The organism is Corynebacterium sp. MSK310, from assembly GCF_030227355.1.
Lineage (GTDB): Bacteria > Actinomycetota > Actinomycetes > Mycobacteriales > Mycobacteriaceae > Corynebacterium > Corynebacterium rhinophilum.
Map to the genome: position 1 here is coordinate 1 of NZ_JASPFZ010000015.1, position 23,501 is coordinate 23,501.

18 protein-coding genes are annotated in these 23,501 nt (G+C 65.0%); 9 read left to right on the forward strand and 9 right to left on the reverse strand.

The window, feature by feature from the left end:
- The first annotated feature begins 237 nt into the window (after window positions 1-237).
- The 4 genes from QP891_RS09915 to QP891_RS09930 all read left to right on the forward strand — a co-directional run bounded on the left by QP891_RS09915 (window position 238) and on the right by QP891_RS09930 (window position 4,356).
- Window positions 238-1,416: a sensor histidine kinase gene (locus QP891_RS09915; protein WP_284771106.1), complete on the forward strand. Its 1,179-nt coding sequence runs from the start codon at window positions 238-240 to the stop codon at window positions 1,414-1,416.
- On the forward strand, window positions 1,409-2,068 hold the full coding sequence (locus QP891_RS09920; protein ID WP_284771105.1) for a response regulator transcription factor: 660 nt from the start codon (window positions 1,409-1,411) through the stop codon (window positions 2,066-2,068). The genes QP891_RS09915 and QP891_RS09920 overlap by 8 nt, the downstream gene beginning before the upstream one ends.
- Window positions 2,069-2,153: 85 nt before the next feature.
- Window positions 2,154-2,867, forward strand: coding sequence for an ATP-binding cassette domain-containing protein (locus QP891_RS09925; protein WP_284771104.1), 714 nt, complete (start codon window positions 2,154-2,156; stop codon window positions 2,865-2,867).
- Complete coding sequence (locus QP891_RS09930) at window positions 2,860-4,356, forward strand: ABC-2 family transporter permease (RefSeq protein WP_284771103.1); 1,497 nt, start codon at window positions 2,860-2,862, stop codon at window positions 4,354-4,356. Before QP891_RS09925 ends, QP891_RS09930 begins: the two co-directional genes overlap by 8 nt.
- A gap of 46 nt (window positions 4,357-4,402) precedes the next feature.
- On the opposite strand, the gene QP891_RS09935 is transcribed toward QP891_RS09930, so the two are convergent.
- The gene (locus QP891_RS09935) at window positions 4,403-5,596 is read right to left on the reverse strand and encodes a glyceraldehyde-3-phosphate dehydrogenase (RefSeq protein WP_284771102.1); all 1,194 of its coding nucleotides are present in this window, start codon (window positions 5,594-5,596) and stop codon (window positions 4,403-4,405) included.
- Between the two features lie 27 nt (window positions 5,597-5,623).
- Here QP891_RS09935 and QP891_RS09940 point away from each other — a divergent pair, with 27 nt between their 5' ends.
- The 5 genes from QP891_RS09940 to pth all read left to right on the forward strand — a co-directional run bounded on the left by QP891_RS09940 (window position 5,624) and on the right by pth (window position 8,934).
- Entirely contained in the window at window positions 5,624-6,256 is a 633-nt protein-coding gene (locus QP891_RS09940) for a hypothetical protein (RefSeq protein WP_284771101.1), read from the forward strand.
- A complete protein-coding gene (locus QP891_RS09945; protein WP_284771100.1) occupies window positions 6,249-6,986 on the forward strand; it encodes a hypothetical protein in 738 nt (245 codons plus the stop codon). Before QP891_RS09940 ends, QP891_RS09945 begins: the two co-directional genes overlap by 8 nt.
- Window positions 6,987-6,996: 10 nt before the next feature.
- Window positions 6,997-7,704, forward strand: a complete 708-nt coding sequence (locus tag QP891_RS09950) for a hypothetical protein (RefSeq protein ID WP_284771099.1) — start codon at window positions 6,997-6,999, stop codon at window positions 7,702-7,704.
- Window positions 7,705-7,786: 82 nt separating this feature from the next.
- Window positions 7,787-8,329, forward strand: a complete 543-nt coding sequence (locus tag QP891_RS09955) for an FtsK/SpoIIIE domain-containing protein (protein ID WP_284771098.1) — start codon at window positions 7,787-7,789, stop codon at window positions 8,327-8,329.
- On the forward strand, window positions 8,326-8,934 hold the full coding sequence (gene pth, locus QP891_RS09960) for an aminoacyl-tRNA hydrolase (RefSeq protein ID WP_284771097.1): 609 nt from the start codon (window positions 8,326-8,328) through the stop codon (window positions 8,932-8,934). Before QP891_RS09955 ends, pth begins: the two co-directional genes overlap by 4 nt.
- A gap of 225 nt (window positions 8,935-9,159) precedes the next feature.
- Here pth and QP891_RS09965 read toward each other — a convergent pair whose 3' ends face one another.
- From QP891_RS09965 to QP891_RS10000, 8 genes are read right to left on the reverse strand one after another with little or no spacing between them, the layout of a single operon-like run.
- Complete coding sequence (locus QP891_RS09965; RefSeq protein WP_284771096.1) at window positions 9,160-10,893, reverse strand: ABC transporter ATP-binding protein; 1,734 nt, start codon at window positions 10,891-10,893, stop codon at window positions 9,160-9,162.
- Window positions 10,890-12,668, reverse strand: a complete 1,779-nt coding sequence (locus tag QP891_RS09970) for an ABC transporter ATP-binding protein (protein WP_284771095.1) — start codon at window positions 12,666-12,668, stop codon at window positions 10,890-10,892. The genes QP891_RS09965 and QP891_RS09970 overlap by 4 nt, the downstream gene beginning before the upstream one ends.
- Window positions 12,665-13,459, reverse strand: coding sequence for a class I SAM-dependent methyltransferase (locus QP891_RS09975; protein ID WP_284785440.1), 795 nt, complete (start codon window positions 13,457-13,459; stop codon window positions 12,665-12,667). The genes QP891_RS09970 and QP891_RS09975 overlap by 4 nt, the downstream gene beginning before the upstream one ends.
- Complete coding sequence (locus QP891_RS09980) at window positions 13,456-14,193, reverse strand: ABC transporter permease (protein ID WP_284817050.1); 738 nt, start codon at window positions 14,191-14,193, stop codon at window positions 13,456-13,458. The genes QP891_RS09975 and QP891_RS09980 overlap by 4 nt, the downstream gene beginning before the upstream one ends.
- The gene (locus tag QP891_RS09985; RefSeq protein ID WP_005510617.1) at window positions 14,190-14,942 is read right to left on the reverse strand and encodes an ABC transporter permease; all 753 of its coding nucleotides are present in this window, start codon (window positions 14,940-14,942) and stop codon (window positions 14,190-14,192) included. The genes QP891_RS09980 and QP891_RS09985 overlap by 4 nt, the downstream gene beginning before the upstream one ends.
- Window positions 14,939-15,991, reverse strand: coding sequence for an ABC transporter ATP-binding protein (locus QP891_RS09990; RefSeq protein ID WP_284771092.1), 1,053 nt, complete (start codon window positions 15,989-15,991; stop codon window positions 14,939-14,941). Before QP891_RS09990 ends, QP891_RS09985 begins: the two co-directional genes overlap by 4 nt.
- Complete coding sequence (locus QP891_RS09995; protein ID WP_284771091.1) at window positions 15,988-17,166, reverse strand: saccharopine dehydrogenase family protein; 1,179 nt, start codon at window positions 17,164-17,166, stop codon at window positions 15,988-15,990. Before QP891_RS09995 ends, QP891_RS09990 begins: the two co-directional genes overlap by 4 nt.
- Window positions 17,159-23,491, reverse strand: a complete 6,333-nt coding sequence (locus QP891_RS10000; protein ID WP_284805952.1) for a non-ribosomal peptide synthetase — start codon at window positions 23,489-23,491, stop codon at window positions 17,159-17,161. Before QP891_RS10000 ends, QP891_RS09995 begins: the two co-directional genes overlap by 8 nt.
- Window positions 23,492-23,501: the final 10 nt, after the last annotated feature.

Below are 23,501 nucleotides of genomic sequence, written 5' to 3' on the forward strand. Positions count from 1 at the left end.
ACGCCATGATGCGCAACCACGAGTATTACCACGACCCCGCCCCAGCAAAAGAAGCCGCAGCAGCTTAACCCCTAACAGTGAAACAAGCCGACTGGAAAAATCCCAGTCGGCTACCAATCGCGCGCAAAAACAACACACCTAAAAATCCCGAGTTAGGGATCCGCCCCCGTCCACCCCACCCGCGAGATTGACAAACTACATAGGAACACCCCCGAAGGCGTACTACTATGTCCGACTATGAGCACTGACACCGTCGCCAGAACACGCTTGGGGGATAAAATCCTCACCGCGGTGGCAGCGCTCATCGCGGTGTTTTATCTCATTAGTGCATGGGCGAATCCCGGTGCTATCGAACTCATCCAAGCAGCGCTATCGCTTTTATTTTTACCCTTCATCTGGGTCTGGCGTACCAAACCGGTACTCAGCGCAGCTGGCTTTATCGTCCTCCTTGGTGCGTGGGCCGCGGCGTGGATAAGCCAGCTACCAGCAAACCTCGGGGTCACCCCATGGGCATTGACCGCGCCGATGGCCGTCTACGCCACCTCCCGCTACGTGGAACGCCGCTCAATTCCCCGCGCGGTGCTTATCGCCGCGTTTCTGGGTTCCTTTGTATCGCCTGCTATGTGGCGCATTGACCCCGAGTCCTTTTTATTATCTTTCCAGCTAGATCGCCGCTACATCGCCTTGCTGGTGGTGCATTGGGCAGTGCTCGGCAGCGCCTATTTCATCGCCGCACGCTATTTTGATCTGGATAGGCAACGCGAGCGCTTAGCTCAAGAACGGTTCCACCAAGCGCAGGAGGAAGAGCGCTTACTCATTGCGCGGGAATTGCACGATGTCTTGGCCCATTCCCTCACCTTGATCAAGGTTCAGGCTAATGCCGGGATTATCGCCGCGCGCACGGATACCACCGCCGCAGAGTCCACTTTGAAGAGCATTCGCGATGGTGCGGATTCCGCGCTGGAGGAAGTGCGCGGCATCGTCACGGCGCTACGCAGTACGGGGCCCACGGCGTTAGAACCCGCGCAGCAGCTCGAGCATGTACAGAGCATCATCGATGGCTTTCGCACCGCTGGCCTGAAGATTGACGCGGAATTGCCTTCCTCCTACGAGGTTTCCGCGCTGACTCAGCTAGCCCTCGTGCGCATCATTTCTGAAGGGCTGACCAATGCCCTGCGCCACCAAGGCCCCGGCACGCATGTGCAGCTAAAACTCACGCTTTCCGATGCCGCACGAGTCACCCTCACCTCCACCGCTACGTCGCCTACGCCCAGTGAGGTATCCGGCAGCGTCGTGGGTTTGGTGGGAGTTAAGGAACGCGCCCAAGCCTTGGGCGGACACTTAACAAGCAGTGGCGATGCCCAGAAATTTACACTGGATGCGGAACTACCACTACACAAGGACAACCATGCCTAAGATTCGCGTCATGCTTGCAGACGATCAAGCGATGCTCGTCGCTGCCTTATCGACCATCTTGAACGCGCAGGAAGATATAGAGGTGGTGGCTACCGCAGCCTCCGGAGGCGACGCCGTCTCCTTGGCACTTCGATTCCGCATTGATGTGGCCATTTTGGATATACGCATGCCTGGCATGGATGGAATTGCCGCGGCTCAAGCCATTCTCTCCCGCACCCCTAACTGCCGGATTATCATGCTCACCACGTTCAATGAAGAAGATCTGGTATCCCAATCTATTGCCGCCGGTGCGCATGGATTCTTGCTAAAAGACGCCGACCCAGAGGTTCTGGTACAAGCCGTACGCGACGTCGCCAAGGGCGAGTCTGTCCTCGCCTCCCAAGTAACGGGCCCTGTTCTGGAGGGCTACCGCCGAGCGCTAACGCACAGCCAGCTCAGTCCGCACGAGCGCCAAGGACTGAGCCTAGTTACTCGGCGTGAGATGGAGGTGCTCGCGCTCATCGCGCGCGGTGCTACAAATAGCGAGATTGCCGGCCACATGTCTATCGCAGATACCACGGTAAAAACGCATGTCTCCGCGCTGATGTCCAAGCTAGCTGCACGCGACCGCGTGGCTTTGGTGCTGCTGGCGCACAAAGCTGGCATTGCCTAGTCTCCTACTGTGGTAGGACTACCCCGGCGCGAAGACCGTCTCGAGGGCTGAAGATTAAGGCAGTAACGCGGCTCATACTTTTCGTATGAGCTATGAGGTTTCTTTCGAACACATCACAAAGTCTTTCGGCTCCCAGGCAGTACTGCGGGATATAAGTTTTCGTGTTTCACCTGGCCGCGTACACGCTGTGCTCGGGAGAAATGGCGCCGGCAAATCCACCTTGTTTTCCATTTTCCTCGGGCTTCTGCCCGCCGATTCGGGAACGGTGCGCGTGGCTGGCAAACCATGGTCGCGCGAGGTTCTCGACCATGTTGGTGCCTCGGTTAACGGGCCGGCTTTCTATGGCCACCTTTCTGCCACGGATAACCTCCGCGTGCATACCCGCCTTCTCGGATTGCCTGATACTGAAATCGACCGTGTCTTGCACATTGCTGGTCTAGCCGGAGCTGGTTCTAAGAAGGCAAAGTCTTTTTCCACCGGAATGAAAGCCCGCTTGGCCTTAGCCCAGGCCCTACTCGGTGATCCAGAAATCTTATTGCTTGATGAACCGCAAAATGGACTCGATCCACAGGGCATCGCGGAGCTGCGCCAGCTCCTCCAGCAGCTCGCCGCCGCTGGGCACACAGTCGTGGTCAGCTCCCATCAACTCGGTGAGGTCCTTCACCTAGCCCATGACATCACTATCCTGTCCCAAGGCACCATCCGGTATTCCGGCTCCCTGCAAGAACTCGCCCCCAGCGGTGAATTGGAAGCCGAATTCTTCCGCCTGACTTCTGCAGATGGTGAGACCGATGAGTAACCAGTATCGACGGTATCTCTCAGCAGAACTACTGCGCAGCCGCGGCAGCGCCCTGCAGTGGCTACCATTACTCGCCCTGCCCCTAGTGATAATGACGGTATTCTTTTCTGCGTTCACCTCCTCCGCTGAGGACGCTACCGGGGTTCTTGGCTGGCAGTCCATCTTTATCACCGGCATGTACGCTCCACTCATAGCGCTTTTTGCTGGCATTCCTGAGCGCCGCGAGGCACTCAGCCGTAGCGGCGGCACCCTATGGCGCCGGCTTCATCCTCGCTACGAGCATGCCTCCCGGTTCCTCATCGTCTTGGCAAGCCTCGCAGTATTTCACCTACTTAATTTCGGTCTGTCCTGGGCGGCGGTTGCAATACAAGCACGGACAGACCACCAGCTGCTCATCATCGCTGGGGCTTATTCTTTGATCGGGGCTATTGGCATCGCGGGGCTTGCGACCGCAGGCGCCCGCAGGCTGGGCCTTGCCGTCACGCTTATCCTCGCGGTTATCTGGCAGGTCATTAGTGTGCTTCCTCGCGTTGTCGAGGGGCCGCTATGGTGGGCCTTTCCGCCCGCCTGGCCGCTACGGTTACTATTGCCTGCGCTGCGCATCCACCAGAATTCAGTTCCGCTCGAGCCTGGCGATCCACTCCTGCAGGAAAGCCCGCTTCCGGCATTGGCGTTGTGCCTCATCCTCGCTGTAGCAGGCTCTTTGACCGCGACCATGACGCCTGGCCGAGTACGTCCGCTTTCCCGACGCCGGCGCGTTACGGCGCCCACGGTCAGTACCGCCGCCACGCCAGCTCAGGGTTGGCAGCCTGCCACTGTCTCTCGTGCCGCTGCCCACTCGCGCCGTGCCGATGCGCTGCGGGGGTTTCACCGGGCCATAATGACACCAGCGGTCATTACGTGCTTGGTATCAAGCGCCTTAGCTCTGTTCTTTATTGCCTTTATCTACCCACCACGTTATGTACAGGGATTCTTCGTATTTCTGCTTCTCCCCGTGGGTGCCGGTGTACTTCCTATGCTGGTCTGGCCGGGGTTCTCGGGCGCGTGGCCAATTGTTTATACAGAATCTCGCCACTGCTCTACTGCCCTTCTCCTGTGGTTACTGAGCATCATCACAGCGGTGTGCACGTGTGCTTCGCTCGCGGTTATCTTCGCCGGTGGTGCTGCCCTAACCGTACCAGCGCAATTACCCCTAGCCATCGGCGTGGGATACGTCCTTACGGTGATATCTCTCATCGTCGTCATCCGCTTTGGTATTTGGAGCTCACTTGCTCTGACAATCGTCGGCACCATTGTCTCCGTGACGGTAGGCGGCGATGTCCTCGCGAAGACCGTCCTCTGGCTCGTTGCCTTCCCCGCCTGGCCGATGAATGCGGATTCTCCCGGACGCTACGCCTGTGCTGCGATAATGACCCTCCTTTTCGCCGCCATTACTTCGTGGGCCGCCAGGCGGTTGCTGCGCACACGGGCACTTCGCCCTACCGATTAAATAACTAAGGCCCGCGGGGACTCCGCGGGCCTTAAATTATGCGAGCTTAAAGCTCAGAGGGAGATAAGCGCTTGGGCAGGACCACCGGGCGGGCATTAGAAAGCCCCTCCACCACGCGGATGACCTGGTTGGAGTAGCCAAACTCGTTGTCGTACCAGACGTAGAGCACCAAGTGCTTGCCGGAGGCAATGGTGGCGATGCCATCAACGATGCCGGCATTGGTATTGCCCACGAAGTCACTAGAGACGACCTCTGGGGAGGCAATGTAGGAAATCTGCTGGCGCAGATCCGAATGCAGGGAGACATTGCGCAGGAAGTCATTGACCTCATCACGGTCGACTTCTTGCTCCAGCTCCAGGTTAAGCACCGCCATGGACACGTCCGGGGTGGGAACGCGGATGGCGTTACCGGTCAGCTTGCCTTCGAACTCAGGCAGGGCCTTGGCCACGGCCTTGGCAGCACCGGTGGCGGCAAGCACCATGTTCAGGCCAGCGGCGCGGCCACGGCGCTCGCCCTTGTGGTAGTTATCAATGAGGTTTTGGTCATTGGTAAACGAGTGCGCGGTTTCCACGTGGCCGTGCGCCACGCCGTAGCGGTCATTGATCACCTTGAGCACCGGGGTAATGCCGTTGGTAGTACAGGAGGCTGCCGACAAAATGCTGTCAGACTCCTCGATAATGCTGTGGTTAATTCCGTAGACGATGTTCTTCACATCGCCCTTGCCCGGCGCGGTGAGCAGAACCTTGGAAACGCCCTTGGACTGCAGGTGCTGTGACAGCCCCTCACGGTCACGCCAGCGGCCGGTGTTGTCGATGACAATTGCATCGTTGAGGTCGTACGCGGTGTAGTCAACAGTAGCCGGGTCATTGGAGTAGATGACCTGGATCGGGGTGCCGTTTGCCCAAATAATGTTGTTTTCGCGGTCAACCGAGATAGTGCCGTCGAATGCACCGGGGACAGAGTCACGGCGCAGCAGCGAAGCACGCTTGACGATGTCGTCGTGGGAGACCAGGAAATTGTTGCCGTCCAGGTGGGTCGTGTGCTGCGGTGGCCTGCCCGCCCGCTGCGCGAGGCGCTGGGGCTGGTGACCGGGAAATGAGCAGGAGCATGAAAAAGAAATTGGGCTACGTCGGCCTCGGCTTCCTGCTGGCCGGTGGCGGCGGAGCCGCTGCGGAAATCGACCCCAGCCAGCTACTCCACCTATTAGGAGGTCTGCTGTGAGTACACGGGAAAACGTCACAGTGACGCTTAGGTTGGAGGTAGCGGCATGAAATCGGTAATCCTCGACGTGCCGCCGTTTCACAGCGACGGCGCGCAAAGAGAGTTCGAAGAATTTTCTTCCACACTTCCCGGCCCGGAGCTACTTACCGCGAAATATGGCGGCGGCCGCCCGCACCCGCGTGATGTGTCGCGTCTAGCGTATGCAGCCTGCACTACACTGGCACTGCTGACCGTGTGGCTGTGGCTGCCGCACGGCACCAGTGGCAGTGGTGAGACGGTGACAGCTAGTCCGACCTCGACAGCCACCTCTACTCCGTCGCCTACGCCGTCCACTACATCGTCGCCGTACGAGCGCGGGCAGCAGCTTGTGGACCACCTCGGCCAAGTCCGCCCCTACCGTCCCGACATATTAAAGGCCTGCTTCCAGTGGGTCGGCACTGGCACCCCGCCCGCTTTCCAAGTGAACTCTGACCCGGACGCGGACACCTACCTGGTGCCCGACGGCTGTGACTCCGGCTGGCGCGAGGAGCTGCCACAGGAAGCGTGGGTATGCGGCGAGGCCAGCGCCTCCAAGCGGTACTCGATATACAACGAGGCACTGGACGAGGGGCGCGTGAAGCAGCCCTATGCCACCTATCTCCTCGCCTACACCATGATTTGCGGAGGTAACGATGAATGACGAAACCCGCGCCTTCTACCCAGTAGATAACGACGAGACGACCATCATGCAGCCGCTCGGCGACCCCGACATTGACTTCGCCCCGCCACAGGAGACGGACAACCGCGCCGGGCTGCTCGACAGGCTGGGGCTTCCCCGCCCGCAGTGGAGCCTGCCGCACATCGACACTCCGCGGTGGCTGTGGCAGCCCACCTGGCGCAGGCGGTGGCTCCGCTGGCTCGCCGTGCTCGCCGCGCTGTATCTGGTCTCGGTGCTGCTGCACAATGCTGCTGCCGGGTACACGGCGGTCGCCGCCATTGCCCTGTGGCTCGCCGCATGGTTCAGGGGTCGCCGGTACGAGGTGCGGGTACCGCCACGCAGTGCCGTGACGGTCGTGTTCGACCAGAAGACAGGGCGCGGGCGCTTCGCTGATTTGGACGACGCTTTAGAGGCTGGCGGCCTGGCGAAGACCACCTACGACGAGAATGGCAAGGCTTTCCACACGGGCTGCTGCACCGTGTCGCTGACCCCACTAGCGGAAACTGGCGACGTGGAGGCGCGAGTGTCCGCGCCGTCGCAGTACCGCCTCGCTGACTTGGAAAAGAATGAGGAGCGCATTCGTCGCCGCCTCAATGTGAAAGACCTTTTTGATTTTCATATCGACCAGTCAAACGGCAATTTTGTGTTCACCATGACGACCGCTGACCGGCCGGACGCGGAGGTCGCAACGGAGTCATGGACAAACGTTTAGGAGTAAGAAAATGGCTAAAGATTTTTTCGCCGGACTCGGCGACGACACCCTGCCGCAGGTTCCCGGTGACACGGAGCAAGTAGCAGAGACGGACACCGTGGACGAGGGTTTTTGCGACCCCGCACTTATCAACGAGGCAGTCGCTGACCTCGCCAGCTACCGCGAACGCTACTCACAGCTTGCCCAGCACGTAAAGGGCGGCTCGTTCCATGAGCCGGGGGTCGGCAAGCTGCCCGCTGACTCTGTGCACGAGCTGCTGCGTATCTACGGCGCGGTGTTTTCCCCGCAGCCGTGGCACGAGCACGTGGTGCGGTTTGAGCCGGACAGCGTAGGCCTGACACTGGAACTCGACACCGGCGACGCGGTGGAAGCCCTGCGCTCCGCCGGTTTCTACGACGTAACCGGCAATGGCCTCACGGTGCAGGTCGCGGGTCACGACATGCAAGCCACCCGCGGCTATCAGCTCGTCAAGCGCGACGCGCGCGGCCTCTGGGAGCTGGTGCAGTCCACGACGCTGGCACACTGGAACCACACCATGCACAAGCTGGGTCTCGCCTACGTCACTAAACGCGCGGACGGGGTGACCTCCTACCTCTGCCCTACTCCGCAGGGGTGGGGTGTGACAGGTGACGGTCGCGGTTACCTGTCAGTGAAACCCCGCCGACTGTTGGGTTCGACGTTTGGAACCGGACTGTTGAAAAGCTGCGCGGTGTCGTGAAATGCGACGTTGAACTGCGCCGTTTGGCCGCTGACCGAGTGGCAATCGTCACCCCGCCGAGGGCTGCCCGCATGACCCCTGGGTGCCTGGCGCAGACGAGCAACTCCATGTAACTGGCACCGACTCGTTGGAAGAGTTTTGCGCGTCATCTGTTGCCGCGTATCCGCGCCTGGCGTGGGTGCAGGGCCGCACGGCGGACGGCGAAGTGCTGTCGGCTGCTATAGCGCGCTCACCGCACGCACTGGTCGGCGGCGGCACTGGTAGCGGTAAGTCGTTTTGGGCCTCATGGCTGCTGACTAGCTGCGTGCTCGCGGGTGCCGATGCAATGATTGCCGACGGTAAAGGTAGCTCGGACTACGTTCCCCTAGTGCAGCACCTACCCAATGTGGTGATGTACACGTCAACCGACGCGGAGCATGTCCGCCTTATCCAGTGGGTGCATGCGGAGATGGAACACCGCTACGCGCAGCAGAAAGCCGCAGCTATCTCGGGCGAGGTGTACGAGCCGCGGCTCCTTGTAGTTTTGTTTGACGAGTACGGGGCGTTTTCAAAGTCAATCAACGTGAAGAGTCACCCGCAGAAAAATCATAAGACCGTGCACGGTGTGCCAAGATTGAACTCATGAACGCCTCCACCACGCCTCTGCTTGTCGTGGGGCTCGGCAACCCTGGGCCCAAATATGAACTCACCCGCCATAACGCCGGACATCTGGTGCTAGATGAACTAGCCAGCCGGACTTCTCCGATGCCTTCGTCGTTTAGCGTGCACAAGAAATCGAATGCTGAGATTGTGCAGACTCGGTTTAAAACCTCCGATGGTGGCGAGCGACAGGTGATTCTGGCTAAGCCCCGGACGTACATGAATCTGTCGGGTGGGCCGGTCGCGGCGCTGGCGAAGTTCTTCAATGTCGCACCTACCGACGTCGTGGTGGTCCACGATGAGCTGGACCTAGACCCGGGTGTGGTGCGCCTTAAGCGCGGCGGGGGCGAGAATGGCCACAATGGCCTGCATTCGACATCGAAGTCATTGGGCACGAAGGACTACATGCGCGTGCGCATTGGCATTGATCGTCCTCCGGGCCGCCAGGATCCAGCTGATTATGTGCTGCGCAACTTCAATGCCAAGGAGCGCGAGGAACTCGCTTTCACCCTGCCCACCGCGGCGGAGGCAGTGGAGCTAATCGCCAGCCACGGGCTGGAAATTGCTCAAAACCAGGTGCACGGGCGGTAGTAGCTAGCGGCAAGGCAGCAAAGAGCCCCCTTCCCTCCCAGCTTTCACGGGAATGAGGAAGAGGGCTATTTTCGCTTTCTAGGAAGCTTCAGCCTTACAGCTCGTCGGTGTTCGTGCTGCTCGGCGTTTTCGTCGGCGGTTTCGCTCTGCCCACCGAGCGCCTGGCGGTGGGATTCGGGAAGCTGCGGCAGGGCGCCCGTGAGAGCATCGACCAGGTGATGAGGATCAGGCGCCCGAGGAGCTCCCCGTCCGACACGCCCACGACTCGGCGTAGCGGCCGCCCTTCGCCAGCAATTCATCGTGCGTGCCCCGTTCTGCGACCGTCCCGTCCTCCGAAAGCACGACGATGAGGTCGGCATCGCGGACGGTGTGCAGGCGATGGGCGACGACGATCACGGTGCGATCGCCGCGCAACGCCTCCATCGTGCCGACGATCGCCCGCTCAGTGGCCGCATCCAGCGAGGACGTCGGCTCGTCGAGAAGCACCACCGGGGAATCCTTCAGAAGCGCCCGGGCGATGGCGAGGCGCTGCCGCTCGCCTCCCGACAGCAGCGTCCCCTCCTCCCCCACCGGGGTATCCCACCCGGAAGGCAGCAGCTCCACGATGCGGTCCACCCCGGAACGCCGAGCGGCCTCGCGCAAGCGGTCCCCGTCACCGGGCCCGGAACCGAATTCGGGGTCGGCGAAGACCACGTTGTCCCGCACGGACGCGTCGAAAAGGAACGTCTCCTGGAACACCGGGGTCACCAGCGAGTTCACGCCGTCGGTGCCGATCCGAGGCAAGGGCACCCCGCCGATGAGGATCTCCCCCGAGTCCGGATCATGAAAACGCGACAGCAGCCGCATGACCGTCGTCTTGCCCGCCCCCGACGGTCCCACTACAGCAACCAGCGCTCCCTGAGGTGCACGGAAGCTGACGCCGTCGAGAACCTTCTTATCCCCGTACCCGAAGCTCACGCCGCGGAACTCCACGTCATGCCCGTTGGGCAGCTCCGGTGCGGTCGGTTCGGGAAGGGCGGGGATCGCCCGCAGGTCACGCAACGCAGCCAACGTGTTGCGGCCCGCACCGAAACCGCCGGACAACGCTCCCGCCGTGGTGATCGGTCCGGTGAACTGGACAACCACGATGAGCATTGGCGCCAACTGCGCCGGCGCCATCCCGCCCGTCGCGGCGACTGCTACGGCGACGATTACCGCCGCCGTGAACACCGCATGGACGACCGAACTCAACCGTCCGATGGCCGCCCCCTGCGTCGACGTCGCCTTCGCGAACGTATCGTGTTGGGCCCGGATCGCCTCATCCACCATCGCGTCCGCCGCCGAACCGTCGCTCGCGGCGCGAATCGCCTGCTGGCAGCGGGTGAACTCGATCAGCCTGCCGGAGACGGCAGCGACGGCGTCAGCATGCGCTTCGTCCGACTCCCCGCCGACCCGGCCAATGGCCCGGTAGGCGAAGAAGAGCACCGGCGCCGACGCGACGAGAACCAAACCGACGCGCCAATCCACCGCCAGAATTCCGAAGGCGATGACGGTCGGCGCAACCACCGCGGCGATGACGGGCCGCAGGATCACGTGCGGCACGGACGCCGCGAACGCGATACCCGACGACGCCATCTCCGAAAAGCGGCCGGCCGTGGACTTGGTGACGTACCCGAGTGGCAACGTCAGCACGCGTTTGCCCAGGGAACGCAGCAGGGACGACAGCACCGCTGCGGAATTCGCCCTGCCGACCGTCCCCGCGGCGAGGGACAGCACCGCATGGGCGACCGCGAGGCCGGCGATGACGCCGGTGAAACGCCACGCCGTCGCATCATCTCCCTCGGCCAGAGCCGACAGCAGCGGCAGCAGCGCGACGAACGCCGCTCCCTGGGCCAGCGAGGCAAGCGCGGCCAACGCAATGAGCCACGCCAGCGTCATTCTCGAGCGCCGATCCGTCATCGACCACAAGTCCCGAATCATCGGTTCCCCGCCTTTTCATCGTCTGATTCAGTGCCCCGCGGAGCGGATGGTTCGTCGTCGAGCGCGAACGCGCGCCACAAATCCCGGTAGCGGCCACCGCGCGCAAGCAACTCGTCGTGGGTACCCGCCTCCGCGACCGCTCCCCCATCGAGAACGAGGATGCGGTCGGCGTTGCGGATCGTGCTCAACCTGTGCGCGATCACAATCACCGTCCGCGAACGGGCCAAACGCTCGATTGCGGACTGGATGAGGGCCTCGGAAGCCGGATCCGCATAAGCGGTTGCCTCATCGAAGATGAGCACCGGCGCGTCCGTGACGATCGACCTCGCGATGGCCACGCGCTGCGCCTCACCGCCGGAAAAGGTCACGTCGACGTTGACCACCGAATCCAGACGCTTCGGCAGCGCCGCGATGACCGCATCGAGGTTCGCGAGCTTCGCGGCCGCCATGATTTCGCCGTCGGTGGCGTCTCTCCTGGCCAGCCGGATGTTCTCCCGCAACGGCAGCGTGAGCAACTGCGGATCTTGGAACACCACCGACACCGAGCGGTGCACGTCGCGCACGGCGATGTCGCGAAGATCGGTGCCGCCCAGCAGCACCGAGCCTTCAACGGGGTCGTGGAAACGCGCCAACAGCCGGGCGACGGTGGACTTTCCGGAACCGGAGGACCCCACCAGCGCAGTGAGGGTCCCCGGTTCGAACGTCGCGGACATCCCGTCGAGGACCCGCGGCCCATCGCCATAGGAGAAGACCAGGTTCCGGACCTCGAGCGCGCCTCCGCGCACGGGCACCGGATCGGCGGGCTCGGCGATTGGCGGCGTGCCCAGCACCTCCGCGATGGACTTCAGGGCGGCAATCCCCGCGATGATGGGTTCGGAGTTCATGGCCACCCGCACGATCGCCGCGGAGAGTCCAAGGCTGAGAACCAGCCCGGCGACGAGACCCTCCGGTATGCCGCCCGCGGCGTCCCTCAGAGCGAGGCCGGCCCAGCACACCACTGCGAGGACTGTGATCGGGGACGTCACCACGTCGATGAACCCGAGATAGATGTTCGACTGCCGGGACCAGGCGGACCACGCGCGGACGAACGACAACGCCGCGGCATCGTAGCGACCCGCGCCCTGGTTGGCGCGTCCGAAGGACTTCATCACCGGGATACCGCGCACCAACTCGATGACCGCGGCCGTCACTCCTTCGGAGGCTCGCTCGTAGTCGCGCTGAAGACCGGCTCCGCGCGAAATCATCACGCCCATCAGGGCGAAGGTGACCAGCACCGGGACGATCGCCACCGCCGCGATCCGCCAATCCACCGCGACGAGCGCGATGAGGGAAAGCAGGGGAACCAGCACCGCCACCACGGTCTCACCGACGGTGTGGCCCATGAGCTGGTGGACAGCCGCGACGTCCTTCTCAACCGACCCGATGATTCCCGACGAGCGCCGGGCGTCCAGCCAGCCCAGCGGCAACTTCCGGATTTGGGCGACCAGCCGGCGCCGGAGGTGGAGCTGCAGGTCGTTATCCGCCCGGTGCGAGAGCATGCCGGCGGCGCCGTCCGCGGCCATGCGCACCGTTGCGGCGACGACGATGACAGCCACGGCCAACCACGTCCGATGCTCCGGGGCCTCCGGGTACGTCATCGCGATGTCGATGATGCCGACCAGCGAAGCGACGGTAGCCACCGACGACAGGACGGATAACGCGACCACCGCACGCATCCGCGTCCGGATCGGGGCGAGCAGCGACCACGGGCCTACGGTCCCGTCCACGGCGCTCACTTGCCCGCCTCCCCGATCGCGCTTTTCTTCGTGAGAGTGCAGAAGTACACCATGCCGGCGTGTGAGGCTCCGCCCAGCTTCAGCCCGTTGGCTTCGGCGAGGTCCTCGAGCTCGCTGCCCCGGAACACCCGGTGGCCCATCTTCGCCATGACGGCCATGTCGACCCGCTCGTTCACGTCGGGATCCTCGGCGAACGTCTGCACGTAAGCGATGCCGCCGTCGGCGAGCAGACCGGCGACCCTGCCGAGCGCGGCACCCGCATCCTTCATTTGGTGGAGCGCGCCGCACACCCAGATTTCATCGGTCCTGCCGGGCTCTCCCGCGAGCGGCGCGAGGACGTCGGCGACGTGGAATTCCGTCCGGGCCCCGAGCCTTTCGACGGCGGCGCGTTCGCGGGCGATGCGGATCGCATTGGGCGACAGGTCGTAGCCGACGATGTTCGCCCTGCGATAGCGAGGCTCGGCGGCGAGCATGCGGGCGAGCCACCCGGTTCCGCAACCGAGGTCGAGAACCCGGGCCGGCGCATCCGGCCCGGGATCCAGCGCACGGAGCTTCCGATACACGGCGGCGGCGTCCATCGGTTCACGCGCATAGCGGCTGAGGAACCTCGGCTGGACCTTGTCCTCGTAGGCCGCGAGGAGTCTGCGGTTGTTCTGGACGATCTGGGCAATCGACTTCATCTGGTTCTGTCTCCGGGGTGTGTGGGCCGCGTCCACGCGGCGGTTTCGGGTTAGGTGCTCGGGTTCGCGGGCCGTCGTCGGCGGCGCCGCCCCAGTGGACGTGCCCGTCATGCAGACTCCCCCGGCCTCGTTTTCACGGCGATGCCCCACACCGCGAGCACGGCGATGCCTAAGAACCAGGCCGCGCAGACCACCAGACCCGCAGCCCCGGTGCCGTTGACGGCCTCGCCTGCCGCGGATACGGGGGTGTGCCCGGCGATTCCGCGCAGGAGGGGACGGAAGTGGTCGGCGGGCATGAGCACCGTGTTGACGAACATCGCAACGATGATTAACGGGATGAGGGCCACGGACCCCTGGGGGCTGGTGATGGAGAACGCGATGTACGTGCCGGTGCATGCGGCCGCCGCGGCAACCATCGCCCCGGTCACCGCGATCCTCCACCACCAGGACACCTCCGGGGGGCCGTCGGAAAGCAAGGCGGCCACCGCCGCGACGACGGCCGTCATCGCCATGATCCGGATGAACTCGGCAATGATCCGTGCGGCCGACACGGCCGCGTACGGTGACGGCATGGTGATTAACCGCTCGTGGAAGCCATTGCTGCGTTCAACGAACACGGTGGACGATCCCGTGATGGCCAGGATGAACGCCCACGCCGTCACGACCAGGATGACCGCGTTCCGGAGTTCGAACTCTCCGGTGAGCTGCCTGACCAGGCCACCGAACATGCGGTTGACGATGAACAGGTACACGAGCGGAGCAATGAACGTCATGAACCAGAAGTCGGGGCGCCGCAGCCAAATGTGGGCGATGCGCCGCAGATGCACGAAGATGGCGCCGATCATGATTCGCTCCTCGAGGTGAACCGGCGGATGAACAGGACGATTCCGGCGACCACCGCGACACCGAGCCACAGGGCTGCCTCTTCCCCGGCGCTATCCGGGAAGGCGTCCGGGGACGCCGCCCTGATCACCTCGATCATCGGCGAAAACGGCATGTGACGTACGACGTCGCGCAGGGAGCCGTCCAAAGCGGTCGCCGGAATGAACGCGGTGGAGAACATGAGCAGCAGCATTTCCAGCGCCTGGATCGATGAGGCCGTCGACACCGGGGCGGGCACCATCAGGATCACCCCGTCCGTGACCAGGGACAGGACCGCCGCGGCGAGCAGCGACCACAGGACAGTCCACGCGACGTCACCGACAGCCATGTCGAGGCCGCAGGCCCACGCGACGACCAGCAGCGCCGCGATCGACGCGGACATCCGCAGCACATCGGTGGCGAGCCTGCCGGCGACATAGCCGCCTGTGGCCCCGGGCAACACGCGCACGCGGTCAACGAGCCCGGATTCGACGTCCTGTCCCACCGCCATCGCCGACGCCGCGGCGGTGAACATCGCCGCCTGGAACAGGCAGCCGCCGAGCACGAAACGCAGGTACCCGAAGCCGGATTGCCCCGCCGAGTATCCAAACACCGCGTACAGGCACAGCAGGAAGAGGGGCGGAACTACGAACATGGAGATCAGCGACGCGGTGTTGCGTCGCAACAGCAGCAGATCCCGACGGAGAAACGCCGCGACCGACGTCGCACTCATCGCGCCGCACCCCCCGCGTTCATCGATATGAACACCTCGTTGAGGGTGGGTGACGACACGCTCAGCGAATCCGGCGACGCTTCCGAGGCCTCCATCGCCTGCGCCGCCGCCTCGAGGACCCGCGGTCCGGGGTCGACGTCGAGGGACACCAACTTCCCCGCGACGCGGGCGCCGTCTAGGCACGTTCCCCCGAGGCAGCAGGCGAACGCCTCCGCCTCGGCGGCGGTGGCGAAGGACACGCGGAGCACGTGCGACCCGAAGTCGCGGCGCAATTCCTCCGGCGTTCCGCTGGCGACGATGCGGCGATCCTTGAGCAGATGGACGTGGTCGGCCAGCGCCTCCGCCTCTTCCAGGTACTGGGTGGTCAGCACCAGGGTCATTCCGTCGTCGCGCAGTTGCCGGATGAAGCCCCACAGCTCTTCGCGGCTGACAGGGTCCAGCCCCGTTGTGGGTTCGTCGAGGAACAGCAGCCTGGGCACGACGCACAGCGACGCGGCGATGTCGAGACGGCGCCGCATGCCACCCGAATAGGCCGACGCCAGCGTCGAGGCACTGTCCGCGAGCGAGAATTGCGCGAGCAGTTCCGTCGCGCGGGCGGCCGCGGCGGCGCGGTCGAGCCCGCGCAGCCGCCCGAAGAACTCCAGGTTCTCCCGGCCGGTGAGGTTCTCGTCGATCGCCGCGAATTGGCCGGTGGTGGCAATGTCGGCGCGCACGCCCGCCGGGTCCTCTTTCACATCGCGCGAGAAGATGCTCACCTCGCCGGAGTCGGCGGTGATGAGCGTCGACAGGATTCGGATGAGGGTGGTCTTGCCTGCACCGTTGTGGCCGAGGAACGACACGATCGCCCCGGCGGGCACGGTAAAACTCACGCCGTCGAGCACATGCTTGCGCATCCGGGCGCCGCGCTTTCCCTTGCGCCCGCCGTCCGGCGGGGCACCTGCCCCGCCTTCGGGCGGGGTGCCCGCATTGCCCGCATTGCCCGCAATCGGGTAGCTCTTCGTGAGGTCGCGGACGACGATCGCCGCACCTCGTTCAGCTTGATCCGTCATCGTTTCCCCTTTTCTTTGGTATCGCAGTGGGCCGCTGTCGGCAGCGGCCCCGTGGTCGGGTTGTCATGCGGCACCTCGATATGGATGCCCGCATCGCGGGCGAAGGCGAGGACCGGTTCGAGGAGCCGGGGGTGGCCGACGAGATCCCGGCACCCCGGCGCGACCGGCTTCCCCGCGACCGCCACAACGGTGGCGGCAGCAATCGCCGCGGTCATTTTGTAGGAACCCGGGCCGGTCGCCCGGACGACGGTCGTCTCGGCCGTCGGCCCCGCATCGCCCGCGCCGGCGGACAACAGTGCGACGACCAGCTCGGCGGGTTGCGGAGTGCCCTTCACCCGCGCCTTCCGCGATGTCACGGCCGCCCCGAGACGGGCGAGCAGACCGGAGACAACGGGCATCGCGTACAGTCTCGACGTGCAGATCTTCTCCACCGACTCATCGGGGAGAGCATCGAAGGCGACGTGGTAGGAATAGCCGCGGATCGAGGGGCACACCTCGCGTACGACGTCGATGTCCGGGCATTCATAGCCGATTCCGCTTTGCGACGACACCGGGTTGCGCCGTACTTCGACAATGGCGCCGCCGAGCATTGCGCGGTATCCGCCGCGAATGGTCCGGAACATCGACTCGACCGACGCGGCCCCGGATTCCTGGTCGGCGCCGATTCGCAGATCGACCCGCACATCGCGGACCTCTTCGACCCCCGCAGCGCGGGCCCCGAGAATCAACAGTGCCGTCGACAAGCCCGGGCACAGGCCGAACCCGGTGAGCACGGGAACCCCCTCCCGCCGGGCATCCCCGTCGAGAGCCATGATTGCGCGGCGGGCGTCGATCGAATCGTTGACGTCGATGTACCCGGTACCTGAGTCGATGCAAGCACGGGCGAGTGAGTCTGCGTGCACCTCGAACGGGCCGGTGCAGTTGACCACCCAATCGTGTTTTCGGAAGACCCTGCAGATCTCGTTGTGGCCGGCGGCGATCCTCAGCGGGAAGTGCCGCCCCGGGCCATCGTCTGGCTTCTGCCGGGAAGTGTAGGCCAGCTCAATCCCGTCGACGACGCCGAGCATCCCCCGGACGAGCCGTCCGGTGACGCCGGTACCTCCGGCCACCAGCACTTTCACGGGTTCGCCCGCGTCGCGGTCCCGTGCTTCCCCGCCGTTTCGTCGGTCAGTCATTTTCCATCTCGTTTCCCCGGTCCCGCGACCGGTCGATTCCTTCGGACGACGGGTCCGCTGCCCTGTCGTCCGTTTCCGGCGCCCGGCGCCGGCGTTCGATGTACTCCCCGATGAGGGCCCCGGTCAACGCGGCATCCTCTCCGAGGACGAACGAATAGTGGTTTCCCGCGACGCCGGCGACGCAGAGGTCATCGACGAGGTGGTCCCGCCACTGGTCGTGGTTGTGAGCCTCGCCGTCATCGGGGAGAACGAACAGCGCCTCCCTCACCCGCCCCCCGGGCCGGTACCGGGTGCGGGCATCGATGAGCGAGCGCAGCGAGTTGAACTCCGTCGCCGTCACCCGGTCGCCGGAAAGCCCAAGGTCCTCCAGGAGCGTCGGTGCGACCGCTGCGGCCAGGGCACGCAAACGGGCCCCCCGTTCCCCGTCGGTCTCGTCGACCCCGCCGAACTCCGCCCAGAGGCGGGCAACCGGCGTTCCGTGCGGGAGATCGGCAATCGAGGGCACCACCCGGGACAGCAGCCCCTTTTCGGATTCCGCGCCGAAATCCCCGACGTCGACCGCGATCCCCGGAGCCAGGCTGTCGAGAAACACCAGCGCGGGATCAAGATCGGCCAAACGGAGCACCATCTCGGCCGCGATGGTGCCGCCGAGGCTCCATCCGACGATCGCCGGGGCGGCACCGTCGACGAGCACCTCGCGGACCCGGCCCGAGTAGTGGGCCGCGATGTCGCCGATGCCGATGGCGTGGGGGAATGGTCTCTCGAACTCCGCGAAGCCGACGCCCCACACCTGCCCGCCACCGGGGATCGCGAGGGCCAGGTCTCGGTAGATGTCGACGGTGCCGAATCCGCCGTGGACGAGGAAGATCGGGCGCGCCTCATCGCCGCTGCGCAATAGGACCAGCGAATGGTCCGCGGCCGACGCGCCGGGGTCATCCACGTCCCGCCGGTCGGTCGGCGTGGCCGTCGACTGGCCGACGAGCTCGGCCACGCCACGTGGCGTCGGCTTGGCCAGCGCTTCCGCGAGCGGTACCGACGCCCCGGTGATGTCCTGGATCCGCTGCATCAGATTCACGAATCCCAGGGAGTCGTAGCCGAGGAGGAACAGGTCGTCGTCCGCGCCGGCTTCAGCGCCGCCTAGGTCGGCCCGGACCATCCCGGTGATGACCGTCAGGTATTCGCGAACTCGGCCCATCAGGTCCCCGGATGCGATCCTCGAGATCGAGCCCGACCTGTCGCGCTCCGCCGATGACGCGCCCGCGACGCCGTCGCCGATCGCCCCACCGCTGGAAGAAGTGCCCCCGACCGCCAGGCGCAGGCGCCGAACCTGGCCGACGCTCAGCGGCGCCGCTTCGGGGCAGCCCCCGGCGAAGCCCGACACCGACCTGATGTAGTGGTCGAAGATGTCCTCCACCAGTTCCGGTTCCAGGATCTGCTCGACGAAATCCCAGGCGACGTTGATACGCCCGCCGACCTCCATCACTTGGTTGTCCAACAGCACCTGCGGGGTCTGGGAGATGGCGTAATCGACGTCACCCAGGACGTGGGCATCCCTACCCGAGCCATCGCCTGCCGCGGAACCCTCGCCGAACAGCAACGAGGTGTACACGAACGGCGCGATGGCCTGTCCGACGGGCAGACCCCGGTGGCGCGCGATGGCGCCGAGCAACGACACCCCGGAGTACCCGGCCGCCATGTGCCCGAGCAGCCGGTCGCGCAGTTCCGCCGTCCACCAACGGAGGTCATAGTCGGCGGCCGCTTTCACCGGCATCAGAATGACGCCGGTGAAATCACCGAAGACGCCGGCGAAGTCGGCGATTTCGGGATCACGGTTGTACGTGGTGATGTTGATGCCGACCGAATCCCCCCTCGACCACAGCGACAGGCTCGTCGCATAGCAGGCGAGAAGCAGTGCGGACACGCTGCCGTCGGCGGCGCTGGCCCGTTCCCGCAACAGTGCGGTTTCCTCAGCGGTGAACGTGTGCGACAGGCGACGCATCCGCGGCACATCCACGTCCGCGGCCGCACCGATTGATGAAAGGGTGTTGCCGGGCGGGAAGTCCTCGACCACCGTCCGAGTCAACGTCTCATCGCCACGCCCGACCGCCGAAGCCTCCCGGCGCTTCATCTCCAAGACGTACGTGCGGTAGTCGCCGGTGACGGGCGGAAGCTCCGTTCCCCGGTACAGCTTGTCCAGGTCGTCGATGAAAATCCGTTGGCTCGCCCCGTCTCCGATGATCATGTCCACGCTGAAGAACAGGCGGTGCCTCCCGTCCGGGAGCGCGAACGCCGACAGATGAAACAAGGGCCAGCTGCCCAGATCGAATACCTGGTGGCTCAGCTCATCGCGCTTGCGCCGCACCGCCTCGACCACGGTCGCCTCATCGGCGGCCCGGTAGTCGGCGACGGCAATGCGGTAGCGCGGAACCTCCGGCAGAATCCGCTGCGTGGCTTGTGCGGTGAACACGACGCGCAGCATCGGATGCCTGCGGATGAGGTTGTCGAGGGCGTCCTCCAGGCGGTCGATGTCGGTACCGGGTTCGGTGACGGATTCGATGTAGTAGTGCTCGGTGACGCCGCCCAGCTCGAACCCGGAGTTCCGGCCGACGTAGTAGGCCTTCTGCATGTCGGTCAGGGGGAACGGCGCGTGGGGGTCGTCCCCGAATTGTTCCACCGGATCCTTCCCGTGGGCACTCGCGGAGGATTCTCGGGCACCTCCTGCGGCTGAACCGGCACCGCCGGCACAATCGAGGGAAGACACTGCCTCGGCGACGGCTTCAGACTCGGCACCGGACTCCCGCATGGCCTCCGAGACAAGGCCGGCGATGTGCGCGATGGTCGGGTCGGCGATGACGTCGCGGAAACGGAGCCGGACGCCCGTCTTCTGCCGGATCGCGCGCATCATAACCTGGAATTGCAGAGAATCGCCGCCGCGGCGGAAGAAGGACTCTCCCGCGCCGCACGCCGGATCCGCCCCACTCGTCGACGGGGCTTCCCCGAGGATCTCGTCGAAGACTCCGGATACCAACTCGATCGCCCCGGGGGCGGCGACGGAACCAGCCGCGCCCGCGGCTCCGGCCTCCGCCCCGGCGACCTCGCCATCGGCCGTTGCCCCGCCGCCCGCGGCACCGACGTGCCTACGAATTTCCTCCTGATCCAGTTTCCCGTTGACGGTGACGGGCAGGTGCGCCACGGGCAGCAGGACCGTCGGTACCATGTACGCTGGCAAGCAGCGGGCGAGCTCGGCCCGGACGGCATCCCGCGAGCCGGTCATGTCGTCCGCCGGAACGTAAAGGCACGCCAGGAGTCCCCGACCGCCCGATTCGACGACCGCCGCCATCGACGCGGTCACCAGGCCGGACCGCTCGAGGACCGATTCGATTTCTCCGAGTTCGACGCGGAAGCCCGCGATTTTCACCTGACGATCGCGGCGGCCGAGAAATTCCACGAAACCCTCCGCGTTGAAGATGCCCACGTCTCCGGTTCGGTAGCAGCGCCCGATGCCTGGGACATCCCCGAAGGCGGCAGCGGTCCGCTCCGGATCGGCCGCATACCCCTGCGCGACGCCGAGACCGCTGATGTGGATTTCCCCCGGCACGCCGACGGGGCAATGCACCCCGTCGGGCGCGAGCACGTGGATGCCCTGGTTCGCCAGCGGGTACCCGTAGGGAATGCGGTTTTCCAGGCTGTCGCGTAGCAGCGGGCAGTGGATGGACCAAATGCTTCCTTCGGTCGCACCGCCGAGGCTATTGATCGACGCGTTCGGGAACATGTCCATGGCGCGCGCCGGAAGCCCCGCTGCGATGCGATCGCCGCTGAGCAATACGGTGCGCACATCCGGGAACACGTCGTCGTCCGCCGCCCGGACCAGGGCGAGCTCCAAAAGGGCGGGCGCGGAGTTCCACAGCGTGACCCGCTCTTCCCGCAAGACGTCGAGGATTTCATCGGCGTCGCGCTCGTCTCTGACCATCGTCACCGTCGCGCCTGCCGCGAACGCCCCGAACACGTCGTAGACCGACAGGTCGAATCCCAGCGACGACAATCCGATGATGCGATCGGCGGAGGTGACCCCATACCGCCGGTTCACGTCGAGGATGGTGTTGATGCAGTTGCGGTGACTGATTCGCACACCCTTTGGCCGGCCCGTCGTCCCCGAGGTGAAGATTACGTAGGCAAGGTCGTCAGGGGCAGTGCCAAGCGAAGGGTGCGCACCCGCGCTGCCCGCGCGGTCGCAGACTTCCGCGGCTGCGGGCTTGCCGACGCCCGCCACTCCGCTTTGGTCCAGTTCATCGATCACGCCGGTGTCCAGAATCGGGCCCGACGCACCTGAGGCTTCCACGACGTATTCCTGTCGCTGGGCCGGCATGCCCGCGTCGACGGGGACGAATGCGGCTCCCGCACGCAATGCGCCGACCATGTTAACGATGTCGTCGGGATGCTTGGTGTAGCGCACGATCACCGCGTCCCCCGCCCCGACGCCGGAATCTGAGAGATAGCGGGCGATGCGTCCGGCCCGGGCCCAGACCTCGGCGTAGGTGTACGAGATGTCCCGGGCGGCGAGGCGCACGGCCGGCGCGTCCGGAGTCGCCGCGTATGCGGCTTCGACAAGCGAAACCAGGGTGTCATCGTGGATCGGGCCCGCAGCGTCATTGTAGCGGGCGACGGCCCCCTCCGTCTCCGCATGACGGATGGGCAGAGCCTCTCCCCCCTCCGCCACCACGTCCAGGGCCTCCGCAACGACCCCGAACATCGTATCTGCCGCAGGGAAGTAATCGTCGACCACGTCCCACGACAACGTCATCCCGCCCGATGCCGGCATCACTTGGATGTCGAGGCACACCTGCGCGGTTTGCGTGTAGATGCGTTCGATGACCGGGCTGCGCCCGCTGCCCCGCTCGCCGCCGAGGTAGCTGGTGAACACCACCGGAGCAGTGGCCTGGGTCTGATTGGCCGCGTCCCGGAGGAATCGCTGTAGCACCTCCACACCGGAAACGCCGCGGTGGGACAGCCCTTCACGGATGTCCAGGTCGATCGCCTCCGCCAACCCATCGATGGTCGCAGCTCTCCCGGCGTCGACGCCGATGAGCATCGATGAAGTGAAATCTCCCATCACCCTCGTGCCCGCGGCGAGGCCGCTGCGTTCGCTGACAGTCACGTTGACCGTCAACGCCGATTCGGGCAGCCACCTGCAGACGACGGCGGCGTTGACGGCCATTACCAGCGACGACAGGGTAACTCCAATGCGGCGGGCCCGTTCGCCGAGCTTGGCGGTGATCTCCGCGTCGAGCACCGTGCCCAAGCGCCGGGTCGACCAATCGTCGTCACCCCTCACGGCCGCCGGGAACTCCGGGCGCCGCGGCAGATCTGCGGCCTTCTTCTCCCAATAGGCGAGGTCCTCGGCCCGTTTCCCTTCGCGCCGGCGCGCAGAGATTGCCGCCAGGGCATCCCCATATTTGGAAGCCGGAGCCGGCGGCTCCCCGGCCAGCAGAGATTCGAGCTCGTCGAAGAACAGGTACACCGAACCCGCATCCATGACGATCATGTTGAAGTAGATGAACATCCTGCACCCGCCCGCATCTGCGAGCAGCCTCGCGGCGACCATGGGACCGTCCTCGTTCGACGATCGCGCCGCGGTTCGCATGTCCCGACGGATCTCCCCCACCGCCGCGTCGACATCGTCGCCGGACCCGACTACCTCGACGGTGGCGAGGCACGCGCCGGTCGGGCTCAAGACCCCGGCATCGACGTCGAGCCGATGGAACAGTACGTCGTGACGCCCGAAGACCACCCGCACGGCCTCCTCCACCTGCGGCAACGAATAGTCGTGCCGGGATTCCGCGTAAATGTACGTCGCTTGGCCGCCAAGCTCGATGTCCTCGTCCGCGCCGAGCAGGTAGGCGGTCTGAATTGGATTGAGCGGGACCGCATCCACGGGACCGGCCCCATTTTTGCCGGCACAGCCGTCATCCGACTCACCCGTCGCTACAGCGGGGTCGGCCCCGGCAGCGGCGCCTGCGGCAGATCCGGCATCAGCGCCACCCCGGGCGGCGTCGATGACGGCCGCCAAATCAGCGACCGTGACCCCGGGGTCCATCGCCGCGTAATCGATGGTCACCCCGTACTCGTCCTCCAGCGCCAGCAGCATCTGGAGGAAAGTCAGGGAGTTCGGGATGTGGTCGCGGAGTTTCACGTCCGCCGAATCCAGGTGCACGCCGATGGCGTCGGCGATGGACTCCGACAGCCGTTCGGGGGCGACTCGGTCCCCGGTGCGAGCTCCTCCCACGGCGGTAGATGCGACGGCCGGCGCGATCGTTTCATTGGTCATCGTCATCTCC

Coding starts and splice junctions, on each gene's coding strand:
- QP891_RS09915 (WP_284771106.1), top strand. CDS start 238: ATGAGCACTGACACCGTCGCCAGAACACGCTTGGGGGATAAAATCCTC.
- QP891_RS09920 (WP_284771105.1), top strand. CDS start 1,409: ATGCCTAAGATTCGCGTCATGCTTGCAGACGATCAAGCGATGCTCGTC.
- QP891_RS09925 (WP_284771104.1), top strand. CDS start 2,154: ATGAGCTATGAGGTTTCTTTCGAACACATCACAAAGTCTTTCGGCTCC.
- QP891_RS09930 (WP_284771103.1), top strand. CDS start 2,860: ATGAGTAACCAGTATCGACGGTATCTCTCAGCAGAACTACTGCGCAGC.
- QP891_RS09940 (WP_284771101.1), top strand. CDS start 5,624: ATGAAATCGGTAATCCTCGACGTGCCGCCGTTTCACAGCGACGGCGCG.
- QP891_RS09945 (WP_284771100.1), top strand. CDS start 6,249: ATGAATGACGAAACCCGCGCCTTCTACCCAGTAGATAACGACGAGACG.
- QP891_RS09950 (WP_284771099.1), top strand. CDS start 6,997: ATGGCTAAAGATTTTTTCGCCGGACTCGGCGACGACACCCTGCCGCAG.
- pth (WP_284771097.1), top strand. CDS start 8,326: ATGAACGCCTCCACCACGCCTCTGCTTGTCGTGGGGCTCGGCAACCCT.
- QP891_RS09965 (WP_284771096.1), bottom strand. CDS start 10,893: ATGATTCGGGACTTGTGGTCGATGACGGATCGGCGCTCGAGAATGACG.
- QP891_RS09975 (WP_284785440.1), bottom strand. CDS start 13,459: ATGACGGGCACGTCCACTGGGGCGGCGCCGCCGACGACGGCCCGCGAA.
- QP891_RS09980 (WP_284817050.1), bottom strand. CDS start 14,193: ATGATCGGCGCCATCTTCGTGCATCTGCGGCGCATCGCCCACATTTGG.
- QP891_RS09985 (WP_005510617.1), bottom strand. CDS start 14,942: ATGAGTGCGACGTCGGTCGCGGCGTTTCTCCGTCGGGATCTGCTGCTG.
- QP891_RS09990 (WP_284771092.1), bottom strand. CDS start 15,991: ATGACGGATCAAGCTGAACGAGGTGCGGCGATCGTCGTCCGCGACCTC.
- QP891_RS09995 (WP_284771091.1), bottom strand. CDS start 17,166: ATGACTGACCGACGAAACGGCGGGGAAGCACGGGACCGCGACGCGGGC.
- QP891_RS10000 (WP_284805952.1), bottom strand. CDS start 23,491: ATGACCAATGAAACGATCGCGCCGGCCGTCGCATCTACCGCCGTGGGA.